Origin of the sequence: Methylomicrobium agile (genome assembly GCF_000733855.1) — a bacterium.
GTDB lineage: Bacteria > Pseudomonadota > Gammaproteobacteria > Methylococcales > Methylomonadaceae > Methylomicrobium > Methylomicrobium agile.
In genome coordinates this window covers 3,083,328-3,100,043 of sequence record NZ_JPOJ01000001.1, presented here as the reverse complement: position 1 = coordinate 3,100,043, position 16,716 = coordinate 3,083,328, and the positions used below count along the sequence as shown (strand labels likewise).

At 57.8% G+C, this 16,716-nt stretch carries 15 protein-coding genes and 1 pseudogene; 11 read left to right on the top strand and 5 right to left on the bottom strand.

Annotated features, from left to right (window positions below; genetic code table 11):
- Nucleotides 1-2 precede the first annotated feature (2 nt).
- Together odhB and CC94_RS0114635 are read right to left on the bottom strand one after the other, a co-directional pair.
- Nucleotides 3-1,250, bottom strand: coding sequence for a 2-oxoglutarate dehydrogenase complex dihydrolipoyllysine-residue succinyltransferase (gene odhB, locus CC94_RS0114640; protein WP_005370972.1), 1,248 nt, complete (start codon nucleotides 1,248-1,250; stop codon nucleotides 3-5).
- Nucleotide 1,251: 1 nt separating this feature from the next.
- The gene (locus CC94_RS0114635; protein WP_005370971.1) at nucleotides 1,252-4,080 is read right to left on the bottom strand and encodes a 2-oxoglutarate dehydrogenase E1 component; all 2,829 of its coding nucleotides are present in this window, start codon (nucleotides 4,078-4,080) and stop codon (nucleotides 1,252-1,254) included.
- Between the two features lie 178 nt (nucleotides 4,081-4,258).
- Between CC94_RS0114635 and CC94_RS0114630 the strand changes: the two genes are divergently transcribed.
- Together CC94_RS0114630 and CC94_RS0114625 are read left to right on the top strand one after the other, a co-directional pair.
- The gene (locus CC94_RS0114630; RefSeq protein ID WP_005370969.1) at nucleotides 4,259-4,969 is read left to right on the top strand and encodes a DUF2914 domain-containing protein; all 711 of its coding nucleotides are present in this window, start codon (nucleotides 4,259-4,261) and stop codon (nucleotides 4,967-4,969) included.
- Nucleotides 4,970-5,273: 304 nt separating this feature from the next.
- A complete protein-coding gene (locus CC94_RS0114625) occupies nucleotides 5,274-5,588 on the top strand; it encodes an H-NS histone family protein (protein ID WP_031431379.1) in 315 nt (104 codons plus the stop codon).
- 180 nt (nucleotides 5,589-5,768) lie between these two features.
- Here the strand turns inward: CC94_RS0114625 and cysZ are convergent, their stop codons facing one another.
- On the bottom strand, nucleotides 5,769-6,488 hold the full coding sequence (gene cysZ, locus CC94_RS0114620) for a sulfate transporter CysZ (protein ID WP_005370965.1): 720 nt from the start codon (nucleotides 6,486-6,488) through the stop codon (nucleotides 5,769-5,771).
- 27 nt (nucleotides 6,489-6,515) lie between these two features.
- Nucleotides 6,516-7,556 (bottom strand): S-methyl-5-thioribose-1-phosphate isomerase, encoded by a 1,041-nt coding sequence (gene mtnA, locus CC94_RS0114615; protein WP_005370964.1) that lies wholly within the window; start codon nucleotides 7,554-7,556, stop codon nucleotides 6,516-6,518.
- Nucleotides 7,557-7,617: 61 nt separating this feature from the next.
- Between mtnA and CC94_RS0114610 the strand changes: the two genes are divergently transcribed.
- The 5 genes from CC94_RS0114610 (at nucleotide 7,618) to sufT (ending at nucleotide 11,721) form a co-directional block, all read left to right on the top strand.
- The gene (locus CC94_RS0114610; protein ID WP_005370962.1) at nucleotides 7,618-8,928 is read left to right on the top strand and encodes a TRZ/ATZ family hydrolase; all 1,311 of its coding nucleotides are present in this window, start codon (nucleotides 7,618-7,620) and stop codon (nucleotides 8,926-8,928) included.
- Nucleotides 8,929-9,061: 133 nt separating this feature from the next.
- The gene (gene ubiG / locus CC94_RS0114605; protein WP_005370961.1) at nucleotides 9,062-9,769 is read left to right on the top strand and encodes a bifunctional 2-polyprenyl-6-hydroxyphenol methylase/3-demethylubiquinol 3-O-methyltransferase UbiG; all 708 of its coding nucleotides are present in this window, start codon (nucleotides 9,062-9,064) and stop codon (nucleotides 9,767-9,769) included.
- A gap of 6 nt (nucleotides 9,770-9,775) precedes the next feature.
- Nucleotides 9,776-10,444: an HAD family hydrolase gene (locus CC94_RS0114600; RefSeq protein ID WP_005370960.1), complete on the top strand. Its 669-nt coding sequence runs from the start codon at nucleotides 9,776-9,778 to the stop codon at nucleotides 10,442-10,444.
- Complete coding sequence (locus tag CC94_RS0114595) at nucleotides 10,435-11,163, top strand: SDR family NAD(P)-dependent oxidoreductase (protein ID WP_005370958.1); 729 nt, start codon at nucleotides 10,435-10,437, stop codon at nucleotides 11,161-11,163. The genes CC94_RS0114600 and CC94_RS0114595 overlap by 10 nt, the downstream gene beginning before the upstream one ends.
- Before the next feature lie 9 nt (nucleotides 11,164-11,172).
- Nucleotides 11,173-11,721 carry a putative Fe-S cluster assembly protein SufT gene (gene sufT / locus CC94_RS0114590; protein ID WP_005370956.1) on the top strand — a complete coding sequence of 183 codons (549 nt, stop codon included), beginning with the start codon at nucleotides 11,173-11,175 and terminating at the stop codon, nucleotides 11,719-11,721.
- 319 nt (nucleotides 11,722-12,040) lie between these two features.
- Here the strand turns inward: sufT and CC94_RS0114585 are convergent, their stop codons facing one another.
- Entirely contained in the window at nucleotides 12,041-12,511 is a 471-nt protein-coding gene (locus CC94_RS0114585; RefSeq protein WP_005370954.1) for a DUF302 domain-containing protein, read from the bottom strand.
- A gap of 40 nt (nucleotides 12,512-12,551) precedes the next feature.
- On the opposite strand from CC94_RS0114585, the gene mobA reads away from it, so the two are divergent.
- From mobA to CC94_RS21650, 4 genes and pseudogenes are all read left to right on the top strand, one after another.
- Entirely contained in the window at nucleotides 12,552-13,148 is a 597-nt protein-coding gene (gene mobA / locus CC94_RS0114580; protein ID WP_005370952.1) for a molybdenum cofactor guanylyltransferase MobA, read from the top strand.
- Nucleotides 13,138-14,331, top strand: a complete 1,194-nt coding sequence (locus CC94_RS0114575; RefSeq protein ID WP_005370950.1) for a pyridoxal phosphate-dependent aminotransferase — start codon at nucleotides 13,138-13,140, stop codon at nucleotides 14,329-14,331. Before mobA ends, CC94_RS0114575 begins: the two co-directional genes overlap by 11 nt.
- Before the next feature lie 342 nt (nucleotides 14,332-14,673).
- The gene (locus tag CC94_RS0114570) at nucleotides 14,674-15,150 is read left to right on the top strand and encodes a formate dehydrogenase subunit gamma (RefSeq protein ID WP_005370948.1); all 477 of its coding nucleotides are present in this window, start codon (nucleotides 14,674-14,676) and stop codon (nucleotides 15,148-15,150) included.
- Nucleotides 15,147-16,699 (top strand): annotated as a pseudogene (locus tag CC94_RS21650) (formate dehydrogenase beta subunit). The gene CC94_RS0114570 and the pseudogene CC94_RS21650 overlap by 4 nt, the downstream one beginning before the upstream one ends.
- Nucleotides 16,700-16,716: the final 17 nt, after the last annotated feature.

Here is a 16,716-nt window from a genome sequence, read left to right as displayed (position 1 = left end):
GTTTAAATGTTCAGCAGTAAATGGGCCGGCGATTCCAGACACTCCTTGACCGTGACTAAAAACTGCACCGCTTCGCGGCCGTCCACCAAGCGATGATCGTAAGACAGCGCCAGGTACATGATAGGCCGGATCACGATCTGACCGTTCTCGACGACCGCCCGTTCCTTGATCGCATGCATGCCCAGAATCGCGCATTGCGGCGGATTCAGAATCGGCGTGGACAGCATCGAGCCGAACACGCCGCCGTTGGTAATCGTGAAGGTGCCTCCCTGCAGATCTTCATAGCTCAGCGTGCCGGTGCGGGCCTTCTCGCCGAAATCGGCGATGCTTTTTTCGATGCCGGCAAAATCCAGTTGATCGGCATCGCGCAACACCGGCACGATCAGGCCGCGCGGAGTCGAAACCGCGATCCCGATGTCGAAATAGCCGTGATAAATGATGTCGTTGCCGTCGATCGACGCATTGACCGCCGGAAATTTTTTCAACGCTTCGATCGAAGCCTTCACGAAAAACGACATGAAGCCGAGCTTGGTGCTGTGTTTTTGCTCGAATCGCGTCTTGTACTGGTTGCGCAGGTCGATCACGCTCTGCATGTTGACCTCGTTGAAGGTAGTCAGCATCGCCGCGTTCCGCTGCGCCTCCAACAGCCGCTCCGCGACTTTCGCGCGCAGCCGGGTCATCGGCACGCGCTGTTCCGGACGCAGGTTCGAAGCCCCGCGATTTTGCTCGGGCGCCGGACGCGGCGCCTGTTCCGGTGCGGGCGCGGGCGCTTTCTGCCCGGCTTCGGGCGCAGCCTGCTTCTTGAGATGGTCGAGCACATCGGATTTGGTAATCCGTCCGCTTTTGCCTGTGCCGGTAATTTCCTGCGGACTCAGCGTCGTTTCCTGAAGCAGGCGCCTGACCGAAGGGCTTAACGGCATTTCCGCGGCCTCCTGGCGAGGCTCCTCGGTTTTCGCCGCCGCCGCGGGGCTTTCAGCAGGCGGCCGAGTCTCGGCGGCATCGGCGCCAGCCCCGGAAGTATCGATGACGGCCAGCACCTCGCCCGCGGTCACGACCGTACCGTTCTCCTTCAGAATGCCGCTTAGCACGCCCGCTTCGGGAGCCGGAACTTCAAGCACGACCTTATCGGTTTCCAGGTCGACCAGATTCTCGTTCCGGGCCACCCGATCGCCGGGTTTTTTATGCCAGTTCACTAAGGTGGCGTCGGCGACCGATTCGGGTAAATTGGGGACTAACACTTCTATGCTCATATTAACTTCCTGAGGAATTGCCGTATAAAGCCGAATCCACGACGGCTTTCTGTTGCTGGATGTGTTCATGGAAATGGCCGACCGCCGGCGCCGCGGAAGCCTCGCGTCCGCTATAGCTCATCCGGATATGCGGCGCCAGGTTGTCGCGGAAATGATGGTTCGACTGATACCAGGCTCCCTGATTCTTGGGTTCTTCCTGGCACCAGACGAACTCTTCCAGATTCGGATATTTGGCCAGCTCGGCCTTGAACAATTCGGTCGGAAACGGATAAAGCTGTTCGATTCGCCCGATCGCGACCTGTTTCAGGCCGGCTTCGCGGCGCGCTTCCAGGAGATCGTAATAAACCTTGCCGGCGCAGAACACGTAGCGGGTCACCTGCCGAGGGTCGATCTCGTCCGTCTCGCCGATGATCGCCCGGAAATGACCGCCGGTCAATTCTTCCAGAGTCGAAACGGCCAGCTTGTGCCTGAGCAGGCTTTTCGGGCTCATCACGATCAGCGGTTTCCGGTAAGGCCGGATCAACTGGCGGCGGAGCAGATGAAAAATTTGCGCCGGCGTGGTCGGCGTGCAAACCTGAATATTGTGTTCGGCGCAGAGCTGCAGGTAACGCTCCAGCCGGGCGGAAGAATGCTCCGGCCCCTGCCCTTCATAGCCGTGCGGCAGCAGCAGCACCAAGCCGCACAAACGCCCCCATTTGGTTTCGCCGGAACTGATGAACTGGTCGATCACGACCTGGGCGCCGTTTGCGAAATCGCCGAACTGCGCCTCCCAGATCACCAGCGTGTTAGGCATCGTGGTGCTGTAGCCGTATTCGAAACCCAGCACGCCGGCTTCGGACAGCAGCGAATCGTAAATATCCGCGCGCCCCTGGTCTTTATCGAGGTGTTTCAGCGGAATGTATTCTTCGTTCTTCAGCTGGTTGTGCAGCACCGCATGGCGATGTACGAAGGTGCCCCGGCCCACGTCCTGGCCGGTCAGGCGCACATGGTATTTTTCCATCAGCAGCGTCGCATAAGCCAGGTTTTCCGCGAATCCCCAATCCAGCGGCAACGCGCCGGCCGCCATCTTACGGCGATTGTCCATCACCTTGGCAACGCGCGAATGAATTTCGAAGCCGGCCGGCAAACGCAGCATACGGTCGTTGCAATAGCGGATCCGGTCGAGCGAGACCGTCGTATCGCACGGCGCTTCCCAGTGCTGGCCGTGAAACTGATTCCACTGGTGCGTATAGGAATATTTCGGATTTTGCGACAGCGGCCGCGAAACGACCTGCCCTTCATCAAGCATTTTTTGATAGTTTTGCTCCATCGCCGCGGCTTCTTCCGCCGCAATCACCCCTTCGGCGATCAATTTTTCGGCATATAGCCTGCGGGTGGTTTTGAGCTGGCGGATTTTTTTGTACATCATCGGCTGCGTCGCGGCCGGCTCGTCGGCCTCGTTATGGCCGAGCCGCCGGTAGCAGATCAGATCGATCACCACATCCTTCTTGAAGGTCATCCTGAAATCCAGCGCCAGTTTGCTGACGAAGGCGACCGCTTCCGGATCGTCGCCGTTCACATGAAACACCGGCGCCTGGATCAGGCTCGCAATATCGGTGCAATAGAGCGTGGAACGAGCATCCCTCGGGTCGCTGGTGGTGAAACCGATCTGGTTGTTGATCACGATATGGATCGTACCGCCGGCTTCGAAGGCACGGGTTTGCGACATGTTCAAGGTTTCCATCACGATGCCCTGCCCCGAGAAGGCCGCATCGCCGTGGATCAGGACCGGAACGACCTGATCCTTGCCGTCGATGCCGGCGCGGTCCTGCCGCGCCCGGACCGAACCTTCGACCACCGGATTGATGATCTCCAGATGCGAGGGGTTGAACGCGAGCGTCAGGTGAATCGGGCCGGTCGGCGTATCGATATCCGACGAAAATCCCATGTGGTATTTGACATCGCCCGAACTGACGCCCGGCGGCGACGATGCCGAGTGACCCGCAAACTCGTCGAACAATAAGGCCGGACTCTTGCCGAGAATATTGACCAGCACGTTCAGGCGTCCGCGGTGCGCCATGCCGATCACGATTTCGTTGACCCCTTTGGTGCTGCAGCCCATGACCAGCTCGTCGAGAATCGGGATCAGCGATTCCCCGCCTTCGAGCGAAAACCGTTTCTGGCCGACGAATTTGTTATGCAGATAAACTTCGATCCCCTCGGCCGCCGTCAACAATTTCAGCACCCAGCGCTGTTTCTCAGCATCGAGCGTCAGATTGCCCTTGGCGTTTTCCATCCGGCTGATCAGCCACCGGCGCGTCGCGGTATCGACGATATGCATGTATTCGGAGCCGATGCTGCCGCAGTAAATCTCTTTCAGATTCGCGATGATTTCGCGCAACGGCAGGCGGTCGACGCCGTGCAGGATGCCGGTATCGAACCAGGTATCCATGTCGAGTTCGGAGAGTCCGTAAAAGGCCGGATCCATATCCGGGGGCGGCGGCAGAGTCTTGCCGAAGGGATTGTTGTCGGCGATCTGATGCCCGCGCACCCGGTAGTGATTGATCAGCCGCGCGACCGCAGCCTGCTTCTTGACGCTCTCTTCGGTAAAGCCCTGCAATTGGGCCAGCCGCCCCTGCGATTTCGTCGCGAGTTCGGCAAACCGTTCGACAATGGGGCTGTGCGGGGTCTCATAACCGCCGCCGTTCTGAATCGAGCGAAAACGCTGCCGCCAATCGGGATCGACCGACTCGGGGTCTTTCAGATAACGCTCGTATAAATCTTCGATAAACCAGGCGTTGCTTCCATACAGGGAGGAAGATTCCCGGAATTTTTCAAGCAGCGAAGCCATGATTAAGTATCCTGATGGGAAAAAGCGGAAACGGCTGTCTGTCCGGATTATATTCGCACGCAATAGCGTAGTGGTATATTACCAGTATGTACGGCCTTTGCTCACTAAATAAATGCGCGATAAATGCGCGCATAAAACTTGAGACAACGGAATTTCTTGAACTGTAATCGAAAAACGTATGACAGACCCTAAAAACATCGTAATCAAAGTCAAATACACGACGCCCGGCACCGCTGCAGAAACGTCGGCCTCGAACGTGAAAATGATCACGGAGTGGAACATCAAACGCATCGCCTGCACGGTAAGCGTCTTGATTTTGTCGATTACGGCGCTGTTCCTCCTGCTGGCCGGCAATTCCGAACCGGAAGTCGCCGCACGGAACGAAACTGCACTGCCACCGACACCTTCCGCAAGCCAAAGCGCTATTCAGTCCGGCCCGAAGCTTTCCTCGCCAGAGGTTTCGGCAACCCCGGAGAAGCAGGCTGCGATTCCGAATCTCTCTTCCCCTCCGGCAGTATCCACTCACGCCGAACCTTCCGCCCCTGCAGGCAACGGCGGTCGAATCCGACGGGCTGCGCTTGCCTACCGCATCGTCGATAAAGAACCGGCTGATTTGATCGAGGGCAACGTCAGTATCGGCAACGGAAAACCCGTGCAGATGTATTACTTCACCGAAGTCAGGGGCAAAACGGCACAAACCCTGTTCCACGAATGGCTTAGAAACGGCCAGAGGGTGCTACGCCACCCTGTTGCCATCGCCGCGGAAAGATGGCGCACCTCCAGCCAACGCGAACTTGGCCTCAACGACCGAGGGAACTGGTCCGTACGGACTATCGACAATCACGGCACGGTCATGAATGAAATACGTTTTACCGTATCGGCCGAATAATCCGGTCTGCCTCCCGGCTTGTAGCCTTGAATTATATTACGCATAAAAACGCACCCTGCCGTTCAGTTAAATATTACTGAATGTTTCCTTAAAACTTTGGTCACATAATCAATATCTCAATATCGGATGGAATTTTCTTCTACAGGGGGTTTTGTTTTTCTTAATAATCTCAACCATGCCGGATGCAGGATTGCTGATTCCGAGAATCAACGTGATCAATTTCACTAAATGATATAAGGCATGTTTTAAAATCGATAGGGGTTATGATAAAATTCAACCTCACTAAAATTTTGAGCAATACATTATGACTGATTTTCAGAATCTTTCTGTGAACGAATTACAAACGGTTATCGAAAACGCAGAGAAGGCGTTAAAAAATAAGCTTGTCAACCATCGCAAAGAAATCATCACGCAGATAAAAGAATTGGCCGCTTCGATCGACGTGACGGTGGAAATCATCGAGAACGATAAAAAATCGCCCCGGAAAGGCGTTAAAGTGCCCGCAAAATACCGCCACCCTAATGATCCCAGCAAGATCTGGACGGGACGCGGCATGATGCCGAAATGGCTGCGCACTTTAATCGAAGAAGGGCACGATAGTTCGGAATTCAAAATCTAAATCGATTTTGAAAAATCTGAAACTGTTTCAAGCAAAAAATCGTTCTAACACCCTGTACTGTTCCGCAATGGGATTCCGCGGCTGCCGCCTGACGAGAGGAGGCGAAACCTCAAGCGTGAACTGATGCTATGGGCAAAAATGGGGATATTCGACAAAAAGACTATCCCCATTTCAAAGCGATCACTTTTTTTCGATTTCCCGTAAATACAGCGTCGCCCCGATCACTGCGGCAGGCGCAACGACGATATTCACGATCGGCACAGCCAAACCCGCTGCCGCCAGCCCTCCGAAACTCAAAGCCCCCCACCTGACGCTGCCGATGAGTTTACGCTGTTCGGAAAACAGAATACCCGCATTTTCCAACGGATAGGCCAGATATTCCAATGCCATTCCCCAAGCGCCGAATAATGCCCATAATAACGGCGCGATCACATTAATCCCGGGAATAATCGAAATGATTACCAGCAATATTGCGCGTACCCCCAAATAAGCCGCCCGCCGCAATTCGGCCTTGACGACCCGAAGCCAGGGCACTTCCATCACCGTTGCCGATTCCCCGGCGGCAATCCCCAAGGTCGCGGCCGATAACATCCCGTAAAACGGCGACGCGATCAGATTGGCCAATACTGTAAAGGTAAAAAATCCGCCGATAAAAAAACCGATAAAGAATAGCGGCCATAATATCCAGCGCAGCCATTGCAGCCAGTCCGGAATCAATCGATCGATCATATCGCCGAGATAAAGATATCCCAGCGCGAATGCGACCGCATACAGCACTAGATTGACCAGTACCGGAATCACGACAAATTTTCGCAGCTTCGAATTGCCGAGCCATCGGATTCCCTCCCCGAAAAACTTAATCGCCAGCAAAGGATTATTCCCTTTTCGATCTAACATCATTAGCCATACCTCCCGTATTTATTATGCTCAGGACATCCGCAAGCGGGCCATGCCGTCGGCGGACGGATTCGGCACGACTCCCGTTTCGGTCACGATCGCATCGATCAATTCCGACGGCGTCACGTCGAAAACCGGATTCCAGGCCTGGACCAGCGAATCCTGCTCCCGGTAACAGGCAGGCAGCAGTTCCGCCGGATCACGCTCTTCGATCTCGATACGGCTGCCGTCGGCGATCGTCCAGTCGATCGTCGAAGTCGGCGCGACCACCATGAATTTGACGCCGTGCTGCCTAGCCAAAACCGCCAAGGCATAAGTGCCGATCTTGTTCGCCGCATCCCCGTTCGCCGCGATCCGATCCGCGCCGACGATCACCCAGTCGACCGCGCCGGAGCGCATCAGCCAAGCCGCCGCCGAATCGGCAATCAAAGTCGCGGGTATGCCGTCCTGGGACAATTCCCAGACGGTCAGCCGCGCGCCTTGCAGCCAGGGCCGCGTTTCGCCCGCATAGACCTGCACCGGCCGGCGGCTGTACAAGCTGCGTATCACGCTGAGCGCGGTCCCATAGCCGCCGGTGGCGAGCGCGCCGGCATTGCAGTGCGTCAAGACCCCTTTCGCGCTGCCGATCAGGTCCGCGCCGCGTTCGCCCATCGCCCGGTTCGCGGCAATGTCGTCCGCATGGATCTTTTCGGCTTCCGCAAGCACCGCGGCCAAAGGCGTATCCGGGTGCGCATCGAGCGTCTTTTTCATCCGGTCCAGCGCCCAAAACAGATTCACCGCGGTCGGCCTCGATTTGGCCAGCCCGTCGATATCGGCATCGACCTTGGCCCGCCAGTCCGCTGCATTTTCGCCGGCATGGCGCCTCACCGACAATACCACCCCATAGGCAGCGGCAATCCCGATTGCCGGCGCCCCGCGCACTCGCATCGAAGCAATCGCACGGCTCACCTCTTCGGCCGTGTCAAAATCCTGATAAACGATCCGTTCGGGCACTTTCCGCTGATCCAGAATCTGCAACGCATTACCGGTCCACTTGAGAGCTTCGACAGACAATCTGTTTTGTTTCGTCATTATTTAGTCAAAAATCATCGTATATAAAGTTATAATTCCGCGCTTCAATCAAGGAATGCCCATGCAAGTCGATACCCTGATCCATGCCCGCTGGATTATACCCGTTGAACCCGAATCCGTAACCTACGAAAACCACACCCTGGCAATCGACGGCGGCCGGATTGTCGATCTTTTGCCAACCGAGGAGGCCCGGCAAAAATATACCGGGACGCATATCGAAAACCTGGACAGCCACGCCTTGCTGCCGGGGCTGATCAATTGCCATACCCATGCCGCGATGACGCTGTTGCGGGGCATTGCGGACGATCTGCACTTGATGGACTGGCTGCAGAACCACATCTGGCCGATCGAACAGCGCTGGGTCGGCGAAGCGTTCGTCAGGGACGGTACCGAACTGGCGATCGCCGAGATGATCCGCGGCGGCACGACCTGTTTCCAGGACATGTATTTCTTCCCGGAAGTCGTGGCGCAGCAAGCCGTACAGCACGGCATCCGCGCCAGTATCGGCCTGATCGTGGTCGATTTCCCGACCGTCTGGGCCGAAACCGGCGACGCCTACATCGAAAAAGGCCTGGCGTTGCGCGACCGGCTTCGCTACGAGCCGCTGCTGACGACCGCGTTCGCCCCGCATGCGCCTTACACGGTATCGGATGCGCCGCTCAAAAGAATCCGGATGTTTTCGGACGAACTGGAACTGCCGGTACACATGCATGTGCACGAGACGAAGCACGAGGTCGAGGAGGAATTCGCCAAGACCGGCCTGCGGCCGCTTCAACGCCTGAAAGCCTTGGGATTGTTGAGTCCGATGCTGTCGGCAGTCCATATGACGCAACTGACCGAGGACGAAATGGACCTGCTCGCGGAAACCGGCGCGCATGTCGTGCATTGCCCGGAATCGAACCTGAAACTGGCCAGCGGCTTTTGCCCGGTCGCACAATTGATGGCCCGCGGCGTCAACGTCACGCTCGGCACCGACGGCGCGGCCAGCAACAACGACCTCGACATGTTCGGCGAAATGCGCACCGCCGCGCTGCTCGCCAAAGCGGTCGCGAACGACGCGAGCGCCCTGCCTGCGTCAATGGCGCTGAGAATGGCGACGATCAACGGCGCCAAAGCGCTCGGCATCGGACGGGAAACCGGCTCGCTCGAAACCGGCAAGGCGGCCGACGTGATCGCGGTCGATTTGAGCGACCTCGAAACCCAGCCCTTGTATTGCCCGGTTTCGCAGATCGTCTATGCGGCCAGCCGCCGGCAGGTCAGCGACGTCTGGGTTGCCGGAAAACGCCTGCTGAAACAAAGAGAATTGACGACGATCAATTCCAACGAATTGAGCGGAAAGATCGGCCATTGGAAAGAACGGCTTTCATCCTGATCGGTTTATCTGAGGGCGCGCGCATTACGTATGATTTTCGCCGCGAAAAAGGTACGCACAACGTCCTCCGACGTATTGACCAAGATCAATAACCTAGTAAAATACTAAACTATAGCCACCCACGCTAACGCTTATGACTGCATCCAATAACGTCCACCCGCACGAAATCAACAAGTTCGGCTCGCAAGCCGAGCGCTGGTGGGATCCGCAGGGCGAACTGAAAACCCTGCACGACATCAACCCTCTCAGACTCCAGTTCATCCGCCGCTTTATCGACCTGAAAGGCGCGCGGATCGTCGACGTCGGCTGCGGCGGAGGCATTTTGACCGAAGGCCTGGCCAAAGAAGGCGCGGATGCGCTCGGCATCGACTTGAGCGCAGAACTGCTCGACATCGCCGACCTGCACGGCCTCGAATCCGGCATCCCTACGCAGTACCGAAAAATCAGCGCCGAAGACCTGGCCGCCGAGCAGCCAGCCGGCTTCGATCATGTGACGTGCATGGAAATGCTCGAACACGTGCCCGATCCCGGCGCGATCATCAACGCCTGCGCGACGCTGGTCAAGCCGGGCGGCATGGTGTTCTTCTCCACCTTGAACCGCAAGCCGAAGGCTTATCTGCTTGCGATCGTCGCGGCCGAGCACGTGCTGAAGATGCTGCCGAAAGGCACCCACGAGTACAAGACCTTCATCAAGCCTTCCGAACTCTGCCAATCGGCGCGCAACGCCGGCCTGCAGCTGAGCGGCGTGGTCGGGATCGAATACAATCCGCTGACCCAACGCTTCAGCCTCGGCAACGACATCGACGTAAACTATATCGCCGCTTTTCGGCGCCCCGAGTAAACGCCGATGGAACTTGCCTGCATCCTATTCGATCTGGACGGCACTCTGGTCGACACGGCGCCCGATCTGATGCGCTGCCTGAACCTCTCGCTCGCCCGGCACGGCTTTCCGGAAGCCAGCGACACTGCGGTTAAACCGTTCATTTCGTTCGGCGCCCGCGCCATGATCGCTGCCGGCCTGGCCGAACCGGTCGCTTCCGGCGTTCGGGAAACATTGCTTGCGACGATGCTCGACTGTTATGAACGGCATATCGCCGATCAGTCGAGCTTCTTTGCCGGTATCGAAGAGACGCTGGCGCAAATCGAAGCGCAAGGCCTGAAATGGGGCGTCGTGACAAACAAGCGCGAGCGTTTCACGAACCCGTTGATGGCGGCCTTGAACCTGACCGACCGCGCCGCCTGCATCGTCAGCGGCGACACCACCGCCTATTCGAAACCGCATCCGGGCCCCATGCTGGCCGCCTGCGAACAAGCCGGCGTAAAACCGGAGCAGTGCGTCTACATCGGCGATGCGGTTCACGACATCGCCGCCGGCAAAAACGCCCACATGAAAACCCTGGCAGCAAGCTACGGCTACTTGAAACCCGGCGACCGGCCGGAAACCTGGGGAGCCGACTCGGTGATCGATTCGCCCCTGCAAATTACCGACTGGATAGGAGCGCACCGATGCCGCTGAGCCACCAAGTAATACTGATTACCGGCGCGGGCGGCGGCCTCGGCGCGACCGCCGCATTGACGCTCGCCAAGCGCGGCGCGCATGTGATTCTGCTCGACAACAAAATTCCGAAACTCGAAGCGGTTTACGACAAGATCGTCGAAGCCGGCGCTCCCGAACCGATCCTGTACCCGTTCGACCTGGCCGGCGCGAGCGAAAACGATTTTCAGGAACTGGCCAACCGGATCGACGAAAAATACGGCTCGCTGCAAGGCGTTCTGCATTCAGCAGTCGAATTCAGCGGCTTTACGCCGATCTCGCTGCTTGGCACCAAGGAATGGGGCCATGCGCTGAACGTAAATCTAAACGGGCCGTTTCTGCTCTGCCGCGTGCTGCTGCCGGTACTGCAAAAAAGCCCGCATGCCTCGATCGTATTTATCTCCGACTCGTCCGCCCGAAACGCCCCGGCTTATTCCGGCGCCTACGGCGTGTCCAAATTCGCCGTCGAAGGCCTGGCGAAGATTTTGGCCGAAGAAGTGGAAAGCACCGGCAAAATCCGGGTCAACATCATGGTGCCCGGCCCGGTCGACTCCCCGCTCCGTAAAAAAGCCTATCCCGGCGTGGACAACAGCAAACTGCCGTCGATGGAATCCCTGGCGCCGGTCTACCTTTATCTTTTCGGCCCGCAGAGCATCGGCGTGAACGGCCAGGTGATCGATGCGCGGACCTTTCATCTCTAAAGCACTTTTATGACAGAACGAGAAGCCTTTGTCCTGACCCGCGACGTGGACGTCATCACGATCCCCGACGGCGTTCCCGGCAAGCTGAAAGAAGGGGAAACGGTCGTGATTCACCAATCGTTGGGCAACAATTATACGGTGGTAACCGAATACGGGCATATGGTCCGGATCGACGGCAAGGATGCAGACGCGCTCGGCAAGGAGGCGCACGCACTGCATACGCTGATGTCCGACACCAGCCCCGAAGCGGTCGAAAAAAACTGCTGGGAAGTGATGAAGACCGTGTACGATCCGGAAATTCCGGTCAATATCGTCGACCTCGGGCTGGTATACTCCTGCGAGGTCACGCCGGTCGGCGAACATCTGAACGACGTGCAGATCCGGATGACGCTGACCGCCCCCGGCTGCGGCATGGGCCCGGTGATTCAAGGCGACGTCGAAAGAGGCATCCGCGCGCTGCCGGGCGTCGACCAGGTCACGGTCGAAATCGTGCTCGACCCGCCCTGGTCGCGCGAGATGATGTCGGAAGTGGCGCAGTTGCAGTTGGGCCTTTACTGATCCTCATTCTTGGCGAGGCCGCGAAGGATATATACCTCTCCTCGATCTTCCATACTCCGCCGATCGTACCGTAACATAACGAAAACCCGGTGCCCTCAAGCCGATCGCCTGACGGCCTGACGACAAATAGAAGCGGAAACGCTCCCGATCAGTAATTATCGGGATTTGCCAATAGGAGTGGAATATAGCGGAAAAAAAGACAGCGCGAGAGGAAAATAAGCATACCAAATGGACATCCAAGCTGATGTAAGGAAATCGCTTCCGGTTTCCGGCGCCCGCCGGGTGTTGCCCCACCGGGAGGCGTTACGCGCCCGTCCTCCTACTCCTCGACGGCAAAGTCGAGAATCTCTTTTAGCTTTTGGTTCATCGTCTCCAGGAAACGATTCAATTCGGGATTGTCCGAATCGGTCGGCAGCAGGTGGGTCCTGACGACAGTCTTGCCGTCCCGCCGATACATTACGACATTACAAGGCATGTATTTGATCGCTTCCGGCGCCATCTTCAGCATCGTCCTTGCATGGGTCAGATTGCAGAACTGGATCGTGTCGAAATCCGGAAAATCCTTGTCGCCGCGTTCGCGGATCACTTTACCGACCCGACTGTGTGCTGTTATCCTGAAATTGTTTTCCGCAATCGCGCTTTTCAGCTCGTCGAGCACTTCGTCGTAGGGCTTCCGCGTTTCGACCTGGTAATAGTACACATACTCGCCGGACACCGGGGCAGCGCCGTTAATCCCTGCGCAACCGGCAAGGAATGACAGGCTGATCAAAATCACGGCGCATCGGAACATGGTCAAACCGAAAAGTGAACAACCGGCACAGCTTAACATTATGAACCATCGAACAACAACGGCAGGCGTGATCCTGGCGGGAGGGCGGGCGCGCAGGATGCACAATCAGGACAAAGGGCTGATTCCGTACCGCGGCCGTCCCCTGGTCTGTTACGCGATCGACGCGCTGGCTGGCGCGGTCTCCGAAATCATCATCAACGCCAACCGCCATCCCGACCGATACCGTGCGCTGGGCCGGCCGGTCGTGCCTGACCTGACCGCCGGTTTCGACGGACCATTAGCGGGCATCCTGGCAGCGATGCGGCATACCGAAGCGGAAGTCCTGGTGGTGCTGCCCTGCGATTCGCCGCTGATTCTGACCGAACATATCGAGAAATTACTCGCGGCACGGGACGAGCACGATGCGGACATCGCGGCCGCGCACGACGGCGAGCATCTGCATCCGGTTTTCCTCGCGCTCAAAACCGATTTAAAAAATAGCCTGCAGGAATACCTGAGCCGCGGCGAGCGCAAAGTCGGCCACTGGATCGGCCAGCATCGGCTCGTGCTGGCCGATTTCAGCGCCACGCCGGAAATTTTCGCCAACGTGAATACGATGTCCGAACTGGCCGCGCTGGAGACTCAAAATGAACGGTAAAATGGAACGACACCTATACCCGGCCCCGAGCCGGCGCATCGCCGCCGTGCAATCGCCGATCATCCCGGTCGTCGGCGCCTGGACCCGTAACCATCCCAGCACGCTCTCTCTCGGCCAGGGCATGGTTTCCTATCCGCCGCCCGACTCGGCCCTCGACGCGATCCGCGATTTCGGCAGGCAGGCCGAGCAGCATCTTTACGGTTCGGCGTTCGGTTATCCGCCGCTTTTGGACTTGATCCGGGACAAGCTGCGCCGGGAAAACGGCATCGATACGGGCGCCGGCATCGGCGTGATGGTTACCGCGGGCTCGAACATGGCGTTTCTGAACGCGCTGCTTGCGATCGCCGATCCCGGCGATGAAATCATTCTGCCCCTGCCCTATTATTTCAATCAGGAAATGGCGATCCGGATGCTGGGCTGCGCGCCGGTCGGCGTCAACACCGACAATCGCTGCCAGCCGGACATTGCGCGCCTTCGCGCCTCGATTACCCCAAAAACCCGCGCGGTCGTGACCATCTCGCCGAACAACCCGAGCGGCGCGGTCTATCCCGAAGCCGCGCTGCGCGCCATCAACGCGCTGTGCCGCGAATACGGGCTGTACCATATCAGCGACGAAGCCTACGAATATTTCACCTACGGTAAAATCCGGCATTTTTCGCCCGGCTCGCTGCCCGGCGCCGCGCCGCATACGATTTCGCTCTACTCGCTCTCGAAAGCCTACGGCTTCGCGAGCTGGCGGATCGGTTACATGGTCTATCCCGAAAACCTGGCACCCTCGCTGTTGAAGATCCAGGACACCAACCTGATCTGCCCGCCGCTGATCAGTCAGATCGCCGCCGCCGGCGCCCTGGAAACCGGCGCCGATTATTGCAAAAACCGTCTGCCGGAACTGGCTGCAAAACGCGAGCGGTTGATCGCCCGGCTACAGCCGCTGAAGGGCTTGTGCGAAATCCCGGAGCCCGAAGGCGCTTTCTATCTGCTGCTGAAGATCGATACCGAGAAAAACGACCTCGAACTGGCTAAAATGCTGATCGACGACTTCAAAGTCGCCGCCATTCCGGGCAGCGCGTTCGGATTGACCGACGGCTGCTGTCTGCGCATTTCGTACGGTATGCTGGATCAAGCGCAACTCGATGCCGCCGTCAGCAGGTTGATCAAAGGTATTCGACGATTCGCGACGTAAACGCCCGCCGCAGTCGCTGCAAACGCCTTGAACGACAGCTCTTCTCATACCTTGAAGTAGAAATGCCGCGCCCGTTCATTCGGCATTTTCCACTCTGCCGTAACGGTATTGCCTCCGGTTCGCCTGCCTCATTTCTTATCCGAAACTTTTATTTATGCTCGACTATCGAATTGTTTATTTCCGCTCTTTTTTACAATGTTGAAGTTTCAATAACATAATCTTTTGTCACTTTTATGATCCTTTTACTTCGAAATTCAATTGTGTTAATCTGGACAAACCACTTTTATGAGCAACGCAAAAAATCTGTTCGATTGTTCTAATTTTTTAGCCAGAGAGACAAACATGACTGAATCCGGCGCCAGCCATGCCGAAGTGCACGATATCATCGCCAAGTTGAAAGACCTCCCCGGCGCGCTGTTACCGATCCTGCACGGAATCCAGGACAAGCTCGGTTATATCCCGGCCGCCACCGTTCCCGACATCGCCAAGGCGTTGAATCTGTCCCGCGCCGAAGTGCACGGCGTCATCAGTTTCTATCACTATTTCCGCGAGACGCCGCCCGGCAAAACCACCGTCCACATCTGCCGCGCCGAATCGTGCCAGGCGATGGGAAGCAGGCAACTGGAGGCGCACGTCAAAAACAGACTAGGCATCGACTATCACGAAACCACCGCGGACGGCGCGTTCTCGCTGGAACCTGTCTATTGCCTGGGACTTTGCGCCGCCTCGCCGTCGATGCAGATCGGCGAGCAGCTTTACGGACGCGTCAGTGCGGACTTGTTCGACTGCGTGATCAAGTCCGAGGAGGTATCGGCATGATTCACAAGATTTACATTCCGGGCGATGCGGCTGCCGTTTCATTGGGCGCAGACCGCGTTGCGGTGGCCGTTGCGCAGGAAGCCGAAAAGCGCGGTATTCGGATTGAATTGGTCCGCAACGGCTCGCGCGGGCTCTTCTGGCTGGAACCCTTGGTCGAAGTTGCGGCCGCCAGCGGACGGATGGCTTACGGGCCGGTGCAAACCCAAGACGTCGCCGGATTATTCGATGCCGATTTTCTGAACGGCGGCAGTCATTCCCTCGCACTGGGCCCGATTGAAGAACTCCCTTATCTGAAAGCTCAACAACGCCTGACGTTCGCGCGCGTTGGAATTACCGACCCGGTAAGCCTCGACGATTACCTCGCCCACGAAGGCTACCGCGGCCTTAAAAACGCACTCGCCATGTCCGGGGCGGACATCGTCAAGCAAGTCACCGATTCGGGCCTGCGCGGCCGCGGCGGTGCGGCATTTCCGACCGGAATCAAATGGAACACGGTACTGAACACGCCGTCCGAGCAGAAATACATCATCTGCAATGCGGACGAAGGCGACTCCGGCACCTATTCCGACCGGATGGTGATGGAAGGCGATCCGTTCGTGCTGATCGAGGGCATGACGATCGCCGGTATCGCGGTCGGCGCAACCCAGGGCTATATCTACCTGCGCGTCGAATATCCGCATGCGCACAAGGCGTTGAATGCGGCGATCTCCAAAGCTTACGAGGCGGGCTACCTCGGCAACAATATTCTGGGCAGCGGTAAAAATTCGATCTGGAAGTACGCCTCGGCGCAGGCGCTTACATCTGCGGCGAAGAAACATCGCTGATGGAAAGCATCGAAGGCAAGCGCGGCCTGGTCCGCTTCAAACCGCCCCTGCCCGCGATCAGCGGTCTGTTCGGCAAGCCGACCATCGTGAACAACGTCATTTCGTTGGCCTCGGTGCCGATCATTCTGGACAAGGGCGGCAACTACTACCGCGACTACGGAATGGGCCGCTCGCGCGGCACGCTGCCGCTACAACTGGCCGGCAACATCAAACACCCGGGCCTGGTCGAAATCGCGTTCGGGATGACGCTGCGCGAACTGCTCTACGATTTCGGCGGCGGCTCGGCGACCGGGCGCCCGATTAAAGCCGTCCAGGTCGGCGGCCCTCTGGGCGCCTTCCTGCCCGAATCGCAATTCGACACCCCGCTCGACTATGAAGCCTTCGCGGCGGTTTGGGCCGTGCTCGGCCACGGGGGCGTGGTCGCGTTCGACGATACGGTCGACATGGCCGAAATGGCGCGCTACAGCATGGAATTCTGCAAGATCGAATCGTGCGGCAAATGCACGCCGTGCCGGATCGGCTCGACCCGCGGCATCGAAGTGATCAGCGACATCATCGAAGGACGCAATCTCGCAAAGAACGTGCCGCTGCTGCGCGACCTCTGCAATACGCTGCTTAACGGCTCCCTGTGTGCTCTGGGAGGCATGACGCCTTATCCGGTACTCAGCGCCCTGAACCATTTCCCGGAAGACTTCGGCATCGCCGATCAAGCCGACGCCGCCTGATAATTAAGAGGTATTCG

Excerpts from the sequence above, each read along its gene's own strand:
- CC94_RS0114595 (WP_005370958.1), top strand. The coding sequence starts at position 10,435 with ATGCCGCTGAGCCACCAAGTAATACTGATTACCGGCGCGGGCGGCGGC.
- CC94_RS0114625 (WP_031431379.1), top strand. The coding sequence starts at position 5,274 with ATGACTGATTTTCAGAATCTTTCTGTGAACGAATTACAAACGGTTATC.
- CC94_RS0114570 (WP_005370948.1), top strand. The coding sequence starts at position 14,674 with ATGACTGAATCCGGCGCCAGCCATGCCGAAGTGCACGATATCATCGCC.
- mtnA (WP_005370964.1), bottom strand. The coding sequence starts at position 7,556 with ATGACGAAACAAAACAGATTGTCTGTCGAAGCTCTCAAGTGGACCGGT.
- mobA (WP_005370952.1), top strand. The coding sequence starts at position 12,552 with ATGAACCATCGAACAACAACGGCAGGCGTGATCCTGGCGGGAGGGCGG.
- CC94_RS0114585 (WP_005370954.1), bottom strand. The coding sequence starts at position 12,511 with ATGTTCCGATGCGCCGTGATTTTGATCAGCCTGTCATTCCTTGCCGGT.
- sufT (WP_005370956.1), top strand. The coding sequence starts at position 11,173 with ATGACAGAACGAGAAGCCTTTGTCCTGACCCGCGACGTGGACGTCATC.
- CC94_RS0114575 (WP_005370950.1), top strand. The coding sequence starts at position 13,138 with ATGAACGGTAAAATGGAACGACACCTATACCCGGCCCCGAGCCGGCGC.
- cysZ (WP_005370965.1), bottom strand. The coding sequence starts at position 6,488 with ATGATGTTAGATCGAAAAGGGAATAATCCTTTGCTGGCGATTAAGTTT.
- CC94_RS0114610 (WP_005370962.1), top strand. The coding sequence starts at position 7,618 with ATGCAAGTCGATACCCTGATCCATGCCCGCTGGATTATACCCGTTGAA.
- CC94_RS0114635 (WP_005370971.1), bottom strand. The coding sequence starts at position 4,080 with ATGGCTTCGCTGCTTGAAAAATTCCGGGAATCTTCCTCCCTGTATGGA.
- CC94_RS0114630 (WP_005370969.1), top strand. The coding sequence starts at position 4,259 with ATGACAGACCCTAAAAACATCGTAATCAAAGTCAAATACACGACGCCC.
- odhB (WP_005370972.1), bottom strand. The coding sequence starts at position 1,250 with ATGAGCATAGAAGTGTTAGTCCCCAATTTACCCGAATCGGTCGCCGAC.
- ubiG (WP_005370961.1), top strand. The coding sequence starts at position 9,062 with ATGACTGCATCCAATAACGTCCACCCGCACGAAATCAACAAGTTCGGC.
- CC94_RS0114600 (WP_005370960.1), top strand. The coding sequence starts at position 9,776 with ATGGAACTTGCCTGCATCCTATTCGATCTGGACGGCACTCTGGTCGAC.